Consider the following 13,067-nt stretch of genomic DNA (forward strand, 5'->3'; position numbering starts at 1 on the left):
TCCCTCTCACAGCCGGCGGTGCCCACGCCACGCGGCCCGTTTGCTCCCGACAACCTCAACGGCACCGCGTCCGAGAACCCACCACGCGTCCGGGCACGGCAGGCGCACACCTCAACAGTAGGCCGCACAAGGCTTCTACGGGCAGCGGTCGACGTCGGTTGCCCGAATGCGACCGGCTACCCGTATGCATCTGGTATGCGCCGAACGGGTGGCCTTCAACCCCTACTCCTCGATCGGGAGCGCGACTTCCGCCGCCGCGTCCGGTCCCTGTTCGAGCAGTACGACGAAGCCGTCCTCGTTCAGGACGGGCACCTTGAACTGCATCGCCTTGTCGTACTTGGAACCCGGGTTCTCACCCACTACGACGAATGAGGTCTTCTTCGACACCGAGCCGGTCACCTTCGCGCCCCGGCTCTGCAGCGCCTCCTTGGCCCCGTCGCGCGTGTGGTGTTCGAGCGTGCCGGTCACGACGACCGTCAGCCCTTCGAGGGGTCTCGGTCCCTCGTCCTCGCCGGCCCCCTTGTCCTCCAGGGGGACACCGGCGGCCTGCCACTTACGGATGATCTCTCGGTGCCATTCCTCGGCGAACCACTCCTCCAGCGCCTTCGCGACGATGGCGCCCACGCCGTCGACCGCCGTGAGCTCCGCCTGCGTGGCCTGCTCGATACGGTCGATCGAACGGAACTCACGGGCCAGCGCCTGTGCCGCGACCGGTCCGACGTGACGGATGGAGAGCCCGTTGAGGAAACGGGCGAGCGGGCGGCTCTTGGCCTCCTCGATCTTCTGGAGCAGCGCGAGGGTGTTCTTCTTGGGCTCGCCCTTCTGGTTGGCGAAGACCGTGACGACCTTCGGCTCGCCGGTCTTCGGATCGTGCTTCGGCAGACCGCTGTCGGCGTCCAAAACGTACGCCTTGATGGGGAGCAGCTTCTCCACCGTGAGGTCGAAGAGGTCGCCCTCGTCGACGAGGGGCGGGTCGGCGGGCTCCAGGGGCCGGGTGAGGGCGGCGGCGGCGACACCGCCGAAGTGCTCGATGTCCAGGCATTCCCGGCCCGCCAGATACGAGACGCGTTCTCTCAACTGGGCCGGGCAACTACGGGCGTTGGGGCACCGCAGGTCGATGTCGCCCTCCTTCATCGGCCGCAGCGGCGTCCCGCACTCCGGGCACTCGGTCGGCATCACGAAGGGGCGTGTCTCGCCTTCGACGCGCAGGTCCATGACCGGCCAGAGGATCTCGGGGATGACGTCACCGGCCTTGCGGATCACGACCGTGTCCCCGATGAGGACGTTCTTGGCCTTGACGACCTCCTGGTTGTGCAGCGTGGCGAACTCGACCTCCGAGCCGGCCACCGTGACCGGCTCGACCTGGGCGTACGGCGTGACCCTGCCGGTGCGGCCGACGCCCACCTTGATGTCGATGAGCTTGGTGTTGACCTCTTCCGGCGCGTACTTGTACGCGATCGCCCAGCGGGGTGCGCGCGCCGTCGAGCCGAGACGGCCCTGCAGACGGATCTCGTCGAGCTTGACGACCGCGCCGTCGATCTCGTGCGCCACGGAGTGCCGGTGTTCGCCGTAGTGGGCGATGAACTCCCGTACGCCGTCGAGGTCGTCGACCACCCTGTTGTGCTCGGCGGTGGGCAGGCCCCAGGACTTGAGGAGGTCGTAGGCCTGGGAGAGGCGGGTGAAACCGCCGTCGAAACCCTCCAGGGCGCCGATGCCGTGAACGACCATGTGGAGGGGGAGTGTGGCCGTGACCTTGGGGTCCTTCTGGCGCAGTGAACCCGAGGCGGAGTTACGGGGGTTGGCGTACGGCTTCTCGCCGGCTGCCACGCGGCGTTCGTTGAGACCCAGGAAGGCCGCCATGGGGAAGTAGACCTCGCCCCGGATCTCGACGAGCCGCGGGACCCGGTCGCCCTGCAGCCGGTGCGGGATCTCGGCGATCGTCATGACGTTGGGCGTGATGTCCTCGCCGGTCCGCCCGGTGCCCCGGGTGGCGGCGCGGGTGAGCCTGCCGTCCTCGTACGTCAGGTTGACCGCGAGGCCGTCGATCTTGAGCTCGCACAGCAGGTGGTAGTCGGAGGTGCCGACGTCCTTGGCCACGCGGTCGGCCCAGGCGGCGAGCCCCGCGTCGTCGAAGACGTTGTCGAGGGAGAGCATGCGCTCGCGGTGCTCCACCTCGGCGAGGTCGGTCTCGTACTCGACGGCGACCTTCTGCGTCGGCGAGTCCGGGGTGCGCAGCTCGGCGTACTCGTCCTCCAACGCCTCCAGGGTGCGCAGAAGTTCGTCGAACTCGGCGTCGCTGACGACCGGGGCGTCCTTCACGTAGTACCGGAAGCGGTGCTCCTCGATCTGTTCGGCGAGCCGCGCGTGCTTCTCGCGTGCCTCGGCGGGCACCGCTGCCTCGGCGGGTACCGATGTGGGCTGTGCGTCCTTGTCGCCGGCCACCGTGTTGTCCTCCCGTTACTCTGGGTTGTCCGCGAGAGATTTCGCCGCCTTGACGCAGTGGGCGAGCGCGTGACGCGCGTACGCCGGGGAGACCCCCGCGAGTCCGCACGTCGGAGTGACCGTGACCGCCTCCGCGAGAAGCCCCGGAGGCAGCCCCAGCCTGCGCCACAGCGTCCTGACACCCATGACGCTACCGGCAGGGTCCGACAACGGGCCCTCGGTGGTCGGCACGACACCGGCCAACAGCTTCGTGCCCCCTTCCACCGCTTCCCCGATCACATCGTCGTCACGCTCGGTGAGCAAGGTGAAGTCGAAGGAGATCCCGGTGGCACCGGCCCGGCGCAGGAGCGCGAAGGGTACGTCGGGGGCGCAGGAGTGCACGACGACCGCTCCTTCCGGCGTGTGGACGCCGATGACGTCCCTGAGTGTGGCCTCGATGAGTTGGCGGTCGACTGCGCGGTGCGTGCGGTAGCCGCTCGCGCTCTTCACCTGGCCGCGCAGGACGGCGATGAGGGAGGGTTCGTCGAGCTGCAGGACGAGTTGGGCTCCCGGTGCGCGTCGGCGGAGTTCGGCGAGGTGCTGGCGCAGGCCCTCGGCGAGCGAGCCGGCGAGGTCGCGGCAGGCGCCGGGGTCGGAGAGGGCCACCTCGCCGTTCCGCAGCTCCAGCGCGGCGGCGAGCGTCCATGGTCCGACGGCCTGCACCTTCAGCGGGCCCTCGTACCCCTGCGTGTGCTCCTCCAGCGCGTCCAGGTCCTCGCCCAGCCACGAACGTGCCCGCTTGGTGTCGCGTCCCGGTCGGTCACCGAGCCGCCAGCCGCTGGGCTCCACGCGCGCGTACAGCTCGACCAGCATTCCGGCGGTTCTGCCGATCATGTCGGCGCCGGGGCCTCTGCCGGGCAGTTCGGGCAGGTGGGCCATCCCGGTCTCCGGCCAGGCGAATGTGCCGGTGACGGTTTTGGCAGCCTCTCTGGCGTCACCGCCGGGCAGGGAGCCGATGCCGGTGGCGAGGCCGAAGCTGAAGTGTTCTTTCACGTGTCGAAGCCTACGTTTTTCCGCCCCCGCCGCCCCTACCCGTCCCTCCCCAGGGGCTCCGCCCCTTCGACCCCGGTCGGCTGTGAGTCGTCTGCGGGTGGGTGGGGGCTTGTCGCGCAGTTCCCCGCGCCCCTAAAAGGGGCGCGGGGAACTGCGCGAGCAACCACAACGAACGCGCCGGGGCGAGAGACCGCGTCAGCGGCCGGGGCGGACCGTCAGGTCGTTCACTTCCGCGTCTCGGGGCAGGTCCAGGGCCATGAGGATCGTCGTCGCGACCGACTCGGGGGCGATCCACCGAGACGGGTCGTACTCCTTGCCCTCCTGCTGGTGGACCTTCGCCTGCATGGGGCTGGCCGTGCGCCCGGGGTACACCGTGGTGACCCGGACCCCGTTCCCGTGCTCCTCCCACCGCAGGGAGTCCGCCAGCGCCTTGAGCCCGTGCTTGGACGCGGCGTAAGCGGACCAGTCCGCGTGCGCGTTGAGCCCCGCGCCGGAGTTGACGAACACCACGTGTCCGCGGGCGACCCGGAGTTGGGGCAGGAGATGGCGGGTCAGCTCGGCGGGGGCGATGAGGTTGACGTTGAGCTGGTGGCGCCAGGCCTTGGGCGTCAGCTCGCCGACCGGGCCGAGGTCGACCACTCCCGCGATGTGCAGCAGCGAGTCCACTCGGTCGGGCAGGCTCTGGTGGGAGAAGGCCCAGGAGATCTTGTCCGGGTCCGCCAGATCGCCGACCAGCGTCTTCGCCCCCGGGAACTCCGCCGCCAGCTCCTTCGCCCGTCCCGCGTCGCGCGCGTGCAGCACAAGGTCGTCCCCGCGCTCGTGCAGCCGTCGGGCGACGGCCGCGCCGATGCCGGAACCCGCTCCGGTGATCACATGAGTAGCCATGCCGTCATGCTCGCATCACCGGAGCGGGACGGAGAACGGCTCAGGCGACGCCCCGGCTCTCCTCCAGGTAGGCCATCGCCCCCACCGGCTCCTCCGCGAAGAAGACCAGGTCGGTGAGCGGGCGGGGCAGGAAGCCCTCGTCGTCCATGCGCCGGAACTGTTCCTTCAGGCCGTCGTAGAAACCCGCGCTGTTGAGGAGCACGACCGGCATCTCGGTGTGGCCGTGCTTCTTCAGCTCCAGGATCTCGGTCGCCTCGTCGAGTGTGCCGGTCCCGCCGACCATGATGACGACCGCGTCGGCCTTCTGCAGGAGCAGCCGCTTCCTCTCGGCGAGGTCTCGCGCGACCACCATCTCGTCGGTGCCCGGCCGCGCCTTGGCCGCCAGGAACTCGACCGAGACGCCCAGCAGTCTGCCGCCCGCCTCCTGCACGCCGTCGGCGACCACCTTCATCAGCCCGACGTCCGAACCGCCCCACACCAGGGTGTGCCCGCCCTTGCCGATCAGCTCGGCGAACTCCTTCGCGGGGCGCGTGTAACGGTCGGCGAGGTCGGCGGCGGAGAGGAAGACGCAGATGTTCATGCGTCCACGTTAGGGGGCGGCACCGGCATCGGAGCCGCCTTCCCCACCGGCTTCCTCCGCCACGGTCAGGCGGATCTTCGACTGGCGGTGCGGCAGGTCCTCCCAGTCGTCCATGAGGCGGGCGGACAGGCCGTATCGCCGGGCAAGTTCGACGAGGGTGTCGGTGCGGTAGTAGAAGTCCTCGTGGAGCACCTGGTGTTCCCTGCCCTCGGTGCGGCCGAAGGTGAAGTCGAAGAAGCCGCCTGGGGCGAGGACGCGGCCGACGTGTGCGAGGCACTGCTCGATGACGTGCGGCGGGGAGTGGGAGAACACGCTGTGCGCGTGGACGACGTCGAAGTGGCCGGCGGGCAGGAAGGAGAAGGTGAGGTCGGCGACGAGCGCCAGGTGAGGCAGTTTGGATTGCAGACCCTCTCGCGCGAGGGTGCGCTGGGCCTCCATGAGGATGGCCGGCGAGATGTCGATCCCGTAGTAGTTCCCGGCGTCCAGGTGGCCGATGAACAGGCGCCCGGCCCGCAGGTTCCCGCAACCGATCTCCAGCATCCGGTGCCGGGGCTCCAGACCGTGCCGCAGAAGGTAGTCGAACTGCATCCGGCCGACGCGTTCCCACTTCTCGACGGACGGGTTGTGCCCGACGGCGGCCTCCGGGCTGCGTGCCGTGTCGGCGGCCATGACGGCCCGGTAGAACTCGATGTGATCGCGATGCCGCAGCCGCAGCCAGGTGTCCCGCGCCACCCGGTGGGCGTGCGCGGGCACGCGGTGGGGGTGGCGCAGGGCGTACCGAGCCCGGTGGGTGAGGCTCCGGCGGTTCCTGGACGGGTCCCGGGACGGATCCCGTGACGATTCGCGTGCCGGATCCCGTGACGTGTCCGAGGACGAGTCGTGTGACGTGTCCGGGGACGGGCTTCCCGCCTGCCCTGCCGGATCTGTGGCTGCCATGGTGACCTCCTACCGCCCCCCTGCGGCCCGCCGGGGCTCCCAGGAAAGCTGGGGAGCTCACCAAGCAGCCTGCTCCGCGCACGCGGAGACGGCTACCCGGGGAGGGACGATCGTGGCCGGAGGCCCTACTCGACGCCCGCCCGCGCGCGCGTGGTGGACGCGATCGTCGCCGACCCCACGACACGCGTGTCGTCGTACAGCACGATCGCCTGGCCGGGGGCCACTCCGCGGACGGGCTCCGTGAACGTGACCTCCAGGGTGCCGTCGACCAGCTCGGCGCGGACCTCCGTCTCGCCGCCGTGCGCGCGGAGCTGGGCGGTGTAGGTGCCGGGCCCGGTGGGGGCCGCGCCGCACCAGCGGGGCCTGATCGCGGTCAGGGCGTCCACGTCGAGCGCGGCGGCCGGGCCGACCGTCACCGTGTTGTTCACCGGCGAGATGTCGAGGACGTAGCGCGGCTTGCCGTCGGGGGCCGGGGTGCCGATGCGAAGGCCCTTGCGCTGGCCGATGGTGTAGCCGTACGCGCCCTCGTGGGTGCCCAGGACGTTGCCGGACTCGTCGACGATGTCGCCCTCGGAGCGGCCCAGCCGGTGGGCGAGAAAGCCCTGGGTGTCGCCGTCGGCGATGAAGCAGATGTCGTGGGAGTCGGGCTTCTTGGCGACCGCGAGGCCCCGGCGCTCGGCCTCGGCGCGGATCTCGTCCTTGGTGGTGACGGTGTCGCCGAGGGGGAACAGGGCATGGGCGAGCTGCCTGTCGTCGAGCACGCCGAGGACGTACGACTGGTCCTTGGCCATGTCGGAGGCGCGGTGCAGCTCTCGGGTGCCGTCCTCGCGCACGATCACCTGGGCGTAGTGGCCCGTGCAGACGGCGTCGAAGCCCAGGGCGAGGGCCTTGTCGAGCAGGGCCGCGAACTTGATCTTCTCGTTGCAGCGCAGGCAGGGGTTCGGGGTGCGGCCGGCCTCGTACTCGGCGACGAAGTCCTCGACGACGTCCTCGCGGAAGCGCTCGGCGAGGTCCCACACGTAGAAGGGGATGCCGATGACGTCGGCGGCGCGGCGCGCGTCCCGTGAGTCCTCGATCGTGCAGCAGCCGCGCGCGCCGGTGCGGAACGACTGCGGGTTCGCGGAGAGCGCCAGGTGGACGCCCGTCACGTCGTGCCCGGCTTCCGCCGCGCGGGCGGCGGCCACGGCGGAATCGACCCCGCCGGACATGGCGGCGAGGACACGGAGGGGGCGGGAGCGCTGCGAGATCTCAGTCATAACCCTTCAAGGGTAAGGGGCGCCGGGAACCGGAGCCCGCGAGTATCCGTTGACGATCTCGTGGGAACGAGACGGGCTTCCAAGAACGGTTCCGGGGACAGCGGCGCCGGCGCCTCCGGCGGCAAGGACGCGGGCCGGCGCGTCGGACGCCGGGCGCTGCTCATCGGCACGGCCGCGGCCGCCGTCGGTACGGCCGTCGTGGCCAAGGACGAGCTGAAGCGCGCGTGGTGGCGGGTGCCCGGTGTCACGAAGCCGCGCAAGGAGGGCGAGGTCGACTACACGGGCGCGAAGTGGGTCTCGGCGTCGGACGCGAACTGGCGAATGGCGGACCGGCCGGACGACTTCGGCATAGACATGGTGATCATCCATGTCACGCAGGGCAGTTTCGACAGCGCCGTGAAGGTCTTCCAGGACCCGGAGCACGGCGCGGCAGCGCACTACATCGTCCGCAAGGACGGCCACGTCACACAGATGATCCGCGAGCTGGACGTGGCGTACCACGCGGGCAACCGCGACTACAACGAGCGCAGTGTCGGCATCGAGCACGAGGGCTTCGTCGAGCGCCCCGAGGACTTCACCGCCGAGATGTACGAGGCCTCCGCGCGGCTGACGGCCCGTATCTGCGCGCGGTACGACATCCCCCTCGACCGCGAGCACATCCTCGGCCACGTCGAGGTCCCGGGGACGGACCACACCGACCCCGGCGAGGACTGGGACTGGGACCGCTACATGAAGCTGGTGCGCGCGGCGGCCGCCGCCCGGACGTCGACGCCCGCCTGAACCGGACATCCGCGCACGGCCGGTTCCGGTGACCGAGAGCCGTCGCGCCGACGGGCGGGGACAGCCGGGTCACAGGGGTGCGAAGGGGCCGGGACAGCGTCGGCACAGATCAGTGGCGATGTGGCGCGCATCACATCCGCACGGCACGGCCGACGCTTCCCGCCCTGCGGCCGTCCGATACGTCCCTCGCCCCGGACTCCACCTGCGGCGGCCTCAACTCAGCGTTGCTTCAGGAGAGTTGGGCGAGCGAGACGCTCACGGCGGTCTCACAGCCCGCTCGGTCGGCTCCTAACTTCACCCCAGTACTTACACAGCCCTCAGGTCAAACATCCCGGCTCATGACGAACAACACGGAGCCGACCTCCGGCACGGGCAGGCACCCCAAGAGCGAGCACCGCAAGGGCAGGGGGCTGCACCGCCGCAAGTTCCTCGGCGGCATGGCGGGGGCCGGGCTGGCGGCCGTCGCGGTGGCCGGTACGGCCTTCTCCCTGCTGACCGACGCGAAGGGCAACAAGGCGGGCGCCGCGACCAACACCGCCTCGCTGAACGTCCCGGACCTCCTGGAGGGCACCACCTCCGACGGCACGACCACGTTCACGCTGACCGCCCAGACCGGCACCCACGAGATCCTCAGCGGTGTCAGCAGCGACACCGCCGGCTACAACGGGTCGTACCTCGGCCCCACCATGAAGTGGACCACCGGCTCCACGGTCCTGCTGAACATCACCAACGACCTCGACGCCGACACCAGCGTCCACTTCCACGGCGCGCACATCCCGCCCGACATGGACGGCGGCCCGCAGAACGCCTTCGCCGCCGGGGAGACCTGGTCCCCCACCTTCGAGATCCTCGACGAGGCCAAGACGCTCTGGTACCACCCGCACGCGCTCGGCACCACGGCCGAACAGGTCGTGCACGGTCTGGCCGGTCTGATCATCGTGGAGGACGAGACCGACGCGTCCGCCGCGCTGCCGAGCGAGTACGGCGTCGACGACATCCCGATCGTCCTGCAGTGCCTGGCCACCGACGCCGCGGGCGACATCAAGTACGACCTGAACGGCTATCTGCGCAACACCCTCAGCTTCCCGGTGCTGTGCAACGGCACGAACGTCGACGACACCACGTTGACGTTCACCGCGGCCAAGACCCGCACCCGGTTCCGGGTGCTCAACGCCTCACCGTCCGACATCATCACCGTCCAGCGCGGCGACGGCGGCACGCTCACCCAGGTCGCCACCGAGCAGGGCTATCTCACCGAGGCCACCGAGGTGAAGACCATCCGGCTGGTGGCGGGCGGACGCGCCGAGTTCGTCATGGACCTCAGCGACGCGGTCACGCTGCAGGCCGTCATCACCACCGGATGGGTCCGTGGCGGCAGCGGTACGTACGACTTCCTCACCGTCACCCCGGACGCCTCGGACAGCCCCGACGACCTGCCGTCCTCGCTCAACACGATCGAGCGGTACGACACGTCGAGCTTCACCGCCCGCGAGATCACCCTCGACCAGGACGGCCTGGAGATGGCGATCAACGGGGCGGTCGGCACCACCATGGACTCCATGGCGACGATCATGACGACGCTCGGTTCCAAGGAGATCTGGACGATCACCAACAGCACGATGCTGGAGCACTCGTTCCATCTGCACGACGTGCCGTTCCAGCTGATCGAGATCAACGGCGAGGAACCGACCGGCGTCGATCTCGGCTGGTTCGACACCTACGAGGTGGTCGGCGGCGGCTCCATCAAGATCGCCATGGAGTTCACCGACTTCGCGGACGACACGTACATGTACATGCTCCACTGCCACCTCCTCCAGCACGAGGACGAGGGCATGATGGCCGCCCTCATGGTGATGGAGAGCTAGGGCCCTGGCCCGGGGAGCCCCAGGACGACGGCGGGTCGCGTATCCGCGGACTCGGTGACCGCGGCCCCGCCGTCAACTCACGTGCCGGGCATGGTTCTTCAGCTGAGGCCCGCGTCGCGGGCGCGTTCCACCACCGGGCCGATCGCCTTGGCGACCGCCTCCACGTCCGCCTCCGTGGAGGTGTGGCCGAGGGAGAAGCGGAGGGTGCCGCGGGCCAGGTCGGGGTCGGTGCCGGTGGCGAGGAGGACGTGGCTGGGCTGGGCGACGCCGGCGGTGCAGGCGGAACCCGTGGAGCACTCGATGCCCTGGGCGTCGAGCAGCAGGAGCAGGGAGTCGCCCTCGCAGCCGGGGAACGTGAAGTGCGCGTTGGCCGGGAGACGTCCCGCCGGGGCCGGGTCACCGCCCAGGATCGCGTCCGGCACCGCCGCACGGACCGCCTCGACCAGGGCGTCGCGCAGGGCGCCGATCTCCCGGGCGAACCACTCGTGCTGCTCGGCGGCGAGCCGGCCGGCGACCGCGAAGGAAGCGATCGCCGGGACGTCGAGCGTGCCGGAGCGGACGTGGCGTTCCTGGCCGCCGCCGTGCAGGACGGGCACGGGGCTGTACTCGCGGCCCAGCAGCAGCGCGCCGACGCCGTACGGGCCGCCGATCTTGTGGCCGGAGACGGTCATGGCGGCGAGGCCGGAGGCGCCGAAGTCGACCGGAACCTGACCGAAGGCCTGCACCGCGTCGGCATGCAGCGGGACGCCGAACTCCTGTGCCACGTCGGCGAGTTCGCGGACCGGCAGGATCGTGCCGATCTCGTTGTTGGCCCACATCACGGTGGCCAGGGCGACGTCGTCGGGGTTGCGGGCGATGGCCTCACGGAGAGTGTCCGGGTGGACCCTGCCGTACGGGTCGACCGGGAGGTATTCGACGGTGGCGCCCTCGTGTTCGCCGAGCCAGTGGACGGCGTCGAGGACCGCGTGGTGCTCGACGGGGCTGGCGAGGACGCGGGTGCGGGCCGGGTCGGAGTCGCGGCGGGACCAGTACAGGCCCTTCACGGCGAGGTTGTCGGCCTCGGTGCCGCCGGAGGTGAAGACCACCTCGCTGGGGCGGGCTCCGAGGGCTTCGGCGAGGGTTTCACGGGCCTCCTCGACGGTGCGCCGCGCTCGGCGGCCGGAGGCGTGCAGCGAGGAGGCGTTGCCGGTGACGCTCAGCTGGGCGGTCAGGGCCTGCGCCGCCTCGGGGAGCATCGGGGTGGTCGCCGCGTGGTCGAGGTAAGCCATGGTGACCCGATTCTACGGGCCGTGTTCCGGTGACCTCGGCGGGTGTGCTCGTACATGGCCGTAACGCGCCCGCTGCTGTCGGCTGTCGGCTGTGCCCGCCCTCCCTCACTCCGGCTCAGAAGCTCCAGGACACCGAGTTCGTCGTCTGCATCAGGGTCGCCAGGACCACGAGGTCGGCGACGCCCAGGCCCAGGCCCAGGAAGGCGCGGCCCCGGCGGGTGGTGCCGCGCTTCAGAGCGACCGCGGCCAGGACGATGGCGATGGGGCCGAGGAAGAGGTTGAGGACGAGGAGGCCGAGCAGGCCGAGGATGAAGGAGGCGACGGCCATGCCGTCGGCGTCCCGGCCTCGGGTGCGGGTGCGGGTGGCGGTCGTTCCGGTCTGCTGACGTGCGGCGGTGAGTTGCATGGTCGGTCTGCTCCAAACGGGCTTTCGGGGGAGGTCGTTCGGCGGGGGGCAGTCGGTAAGAAGTCGGTCGGCAAGGGTCAGTCGGTGATGCGGCCGCTGCGGGCGTGGCGCTCGCGGTACGCGAAGACCGCCAGCCACAGGGCGATGCCGGCCGCCAGGGCGGACGAGACCGCCAGCGGCACGTGGGCGACGGTGCCCAGGACGACACCCAGCAACAGGAGTGCGGCGACGAGGAACAACATGGCGGATTCACCTCTCGTTTCGGTACGTCGTTTCAGTGCGTCGTTTCGGATCATCGTTTCGGATGGTTCGTCACAGATCGTTCGTCACGACTCGTACGTTACGGCTGGGTGAACGGTTGTGGTTACAACTGTTCACTGACTGCCAAGTCTAGCGCGTCGCCCGGCTTTGCAATTACGGAGAACAGTTGTTAACTGCATGGCATGAGTCACACTCTCGGCATCCGGCAGGTCCAGAAGCAGCGGACCCGGCAGGCGCTCATGGACGCCGCGCTCGGCCTGCTGGAGGAGCAGAGCCTCAGCAGCCTGGGACTTCGCGAGGTCACCCGGGCCGTGGGCGTCGCCCCCACCGCGTTCTACCGGCACTTCCGGTCGACCGCGGACCTCGGTGTCGCGCTGGTCGAGGAGGTGCTCGGCAGTCTGCACCCGGTCCTCGGGGATCTGATGTCGGCGGTGGGCGACAGCGACGAACTCATCGAGCGCGCCATCGATCTGATCGCCCGCCATGTGGACGCGTACCCCGCACACGTCAGGTTCATCGCGCGCGAGCGTCACAGCGGGGTCCAGCCGGTCAGGGACGCCATCCGGGGGCAACTGGCCCGCTTCACCGAGGAGGTGCGCGGCGAACTGGCCAAGCGGCCGGAGACCGACGGTTGGACCGACGACGACCGGCTGATGCTCGCGGGTCTGTACGTCGATCAGATGCTGATGACCGCCTCACTGTTCCTGGAGGCCCTGGACGAGCCGGAGGAGGACCGCCTGCGGGTGACCCGGCTGGCGAGCCGCCGTATGCGGCTGATCAGCATCGGCTGTCGCCACTGGCTGGACTGAAGCCGCGCATACGCAAGAGGGAGGGCGCGCCCGATCGCCGGGCGCGCCCTCCCTCTTGCCCACCCGCGGGTCAGCCGTCCTTGGACGCCGACGCCGAGGCCTCCTGGCTCGGTGCCCCGCTCGGAGCCTGGCCGCCCTGGCCCGGCTGACCGCCACCGCCGGGGCCGCCGCAGCCGCCACCACCACCGGGGCCGCCGTTCTGGCCGCCACCCCCCGGTGCGCCGCTCGGCGCACCGGACGGCATGCCCGAGGGGGCGCCGGAAGAGGCCTGGCCGTTCGCGGAGGGCCGGCCGGAGGGAGCGGCGCCCGAGGGGGCACCGGACGGGGCGCCCGACGGGGCCTGGCAGCTCTGCTGCCCGGAGTTGCCGTTGTTCGATGTGGACGACGACGAGTCGCTGGAGCCGCACGCCACAAGGAAGAGGGGTGCGGCCGCCAGCAGGACGACGGCGGGGACGAGACGTGCACGCTTCATGAGAGACAGCTCCAAGAACGATGAAGAGTTCGTGGGCGGCATCGAATCAACGCAGCTTGGGGCTCTCTTGGGTTC

Annotated in this window: 13 protein-coding genes; 3 read left to right on the top strand and 10 right to left on the bottom strand. The window is 70.4% G+C overall.

What is annotated here, in order from left to right:
- Positions 1–222 precede the first annotated feature (222 nt).
- The 6 genes from ligA to mnmA all read right to left on the bottom strand — a co-directional run bounded on the left by ligA (position 223) and on the right by mnmA (position 7,131).
- Positions 223–2,442, bottom strand: a complete 2,220-nt coding sequence (ligA, locus tag OG622_RS15915) for an NAD-dependent DNA ligase LigA (protein ID WP_371576744.1) — start codon at positions 2,440–2,442, stop codon at positions 223–225.
- Positions 2,443–2,457: 15 nt separating this feature from the next.
- Positions 2,458–3,474 carry a methionine synthase gene (locus tag OG622_RS15920; RefSeq protein WP_371576745.1) on the bottom strand — a complete coding sequence of 339 codons (1,017 nt, stop codon included), beginning with the start codon at positions 3,472–3,474 and terminating at the stop codon, positions 2,458–2,460.
- Positions 3,475–3,669: 195 nt separating this feature from the next.
- Positions 3,670–4,359 carry an SDR family oxidoreductase gene (locus OG622_RS15925; protein ID WP_371576746.1) on the bottom strand — a complete coding sequence of 230 codons (690 nt, stop codon included), beginning with the start codon at positions 4,357–4,359 and terminating at the stop codon, positions 3,670–3,672.
- A gap of 40 nt (positions 4,360–4,399) precedes the next feature.
- On the bottom strand, positions 4,400–4,939 hold the full coding sequence (locus tag OG622_RS15930) for a TIGR00730 family Rossman fold protein (RefSeq protein ID WP_371576747.1): 540 nt from the start codon (positions 4,937–4,939) through the stop codon (positions 4,400–4,402).
- 9 nt (positions 4,940–4,948) lie between these two features.
- Entirely contained in the window at positions 4,949–5,875 is a 927-nt protein-coding gene (locus OG622_RS15935) for a class I SAM-dependent methyltransferase (RefSeq protein WP_371576748.1), read from the bottom strand.
- A gap of 125 nt (positions 5,876–6,000) precedes the next feature.
- Positions 6,001–7,131 (bottom strand): tRNA 2-thiouridine(34) synthase MnmA, encoded by a 1,131-nt coding sequence (mnmA, locus tag OG622_RS15940; RefSeq protein WP_371576749.1) that lies wholly within the window; start codon positions 7,129–7,131, stop codon positions 6,001–6,003.
- Between the two features lie 60 nt (positions 7,132–7,191).
- Between mnmA and OG622_RS15945 the strand changes: the two genes are divergently transcribed.
- Complete coding sequence (locus OG622_RS15945; RefSeq protein WP_371576750.1) at positions 7,192–7,911, top strand: N-acetylmuramoyl-L-alanine amidase; 720 nt, start codon at positions 7,192–7,194, stop codon at positions 7,909–7,911.
- A gap of 338 nt (positions 7,912–8,249) precedes the next feature.
- The gene (locus OG622_RS15950; protein ID WP_371576751.1) at positions 8,250–9,776 is read left to right on the top strand and encodes a multicopper oxidase family protein; all 1,527 of its coding nucleotides are present in this window, start codon (positions 8,250–8,252) and stop codon (positions 9,774–9,776) included.
- A gap of 98 nt (positions 9,777–9,874) precedes the next feature.
- Here the strand turns inward: OG622_RS15950 and OG622_RS15955 are convergent, their stop codons facing one another.
- From OG622_RS15955 to OG622_RS15965, 3 genes are all read right to left on the bottom strand, one after another.
- Positions 9,875–11,044, bottom strand: a complete 1,170-nt coding sequence (locus OG622_RS15955; protein ID WP_371576752.1) for a cysteine desulfurase family protein — start codon at positions 11,042–11,044, stop codon at positions 9,875–9,877.
- A gap of 115 nt (positions 11,045–11,159) precedes the next feature.
- Entirely contained in the window at positions 11,160–11,450 is a 291-nt protein-coding gene (locus tag OG622_RS15960) for a DUF4190 domain-containing protein (protein WP_371576753.1), read from the bottom strand.
- 77 nt (positions 11,451–11,527) lie between these two features.
- Entirely contained in the window at positions 11,528–11,692 is a 165-nt protein-coding gene (locus OG622_RS15965) for a hypothetical protein (RefSeq protein WP_371576754.1), read from the bottom strand.
- Positions 11,693–11,893: 201 nt separating this feature from the next.
- On the opposite strand from OG622_RS15965, the gene OG622_RS15970 reads away from it, so the two are divergent.
- On the top strand, positions 11,894–12,520 hold the full coding sequence (locus tag OG622_RS15970; RefSeq protein ID WP_371576755.1) for a TetR family transcriptional regulator: 627 nt from the start codon (positions 11,894–11,896) through the stop codon (positions 12,518–12,520).
- A 70-nt stretch (positions 12,521–12,590) separates the two neighbouring features.
- Here OG622_RS15970 and OG622_RS15975 read toward each other — a convergent pair whose 3' ends face one another.
- The gene (locus OG622_RS15975) at positions 12,591–12,992 is read right to left on the bottom strand and encodes a hypothetical protein (protein ID WP_371576756.1); all 402 of its coding nucleotides are present in this window, start codon (positions 12,990–12,992) and stop codon (positions 12,591–12,593) included.
- Positions 12,993–13,067: the final 75 nt, after the last annotated feature.

This window comes from Streptomyces sp. NBC_01314 (assembly GCF_041435215.1).
Lineage (GTDB): Bacteria > Actinomycetota > Actinomycetes > Streptomycetales > Streptomycetaceae > Streptomyces.

Coding starts and splice junctions, on each gene's coding strand:
- OG622_RS15975 (WP_371576756.1), bottom strand. CDS start 12,992: ATGAAGCGTGCACGTCTCGTCCCCGCCGTCGTCCTGCTGGCGGCCGCA.
- OG622_RS15970 (WP_371576755.1), top strand. CDS start 11,894: ATGAGTCACACTCTCGGCATCCGGCAGGTCCAGAAGCAGCGGACCCGG.
- OG622_RS15965 (WP_371576754.1), bottom strand. CDS start 11,692: ATGTTGTTCCTCGTCGCCGCACTCCTGTTGCTGGGTGTCGTCCTGGGC.
- OG622_RS15935 (WP_371576748.1), bottom strand. CDS start 5,875: ATGGCAGCCACAGATCCGGCAGGGCAGGCGGGAAGCCCGTCCCCGGAC.
- OG622_RS15930 (WP_371576747.1), bottom strand. CDS start 4,939: ATGAACATCTGCGTCTTCCTCTCCGCCGCCGACCTCGCCGACCGTTAC.
- OG622_RS15955 (WP_371576752.1), bottom strand. CDS start 11,044: ATGGCTTACCTCGACCACGCGGCGACCACCCCGATGCTCCCCGAGGCG.
- mnmA (WP_371576749.1), bottom strand. CDS start 7,131: ATGACTGAGATCTCGCAGCGCTCCCGCCCCCTCCGTGTCCTCGCCGCC.
- OG622_RS15960 (WP_371576753.1), bottom strand. CDS start 11,450: ATGCAACTCACCGCCGCACGTCAGCAGACCGGAACGACCGCCACCCGC.
- OG622_RS15925 (WP_371576746.1), bottom strand. CDS start 4,359: ATGGCTACTCATGTGATCACCGGAGCGGGTTCCGGCATCGGCGCGGCC.
- OG622_RS15950 (WP_371576751.1), top strand. CDS start 8,250: ATGACGAACAACACGGAGCCGACCTCCGGCACGGGCAGGCACCCCAAG.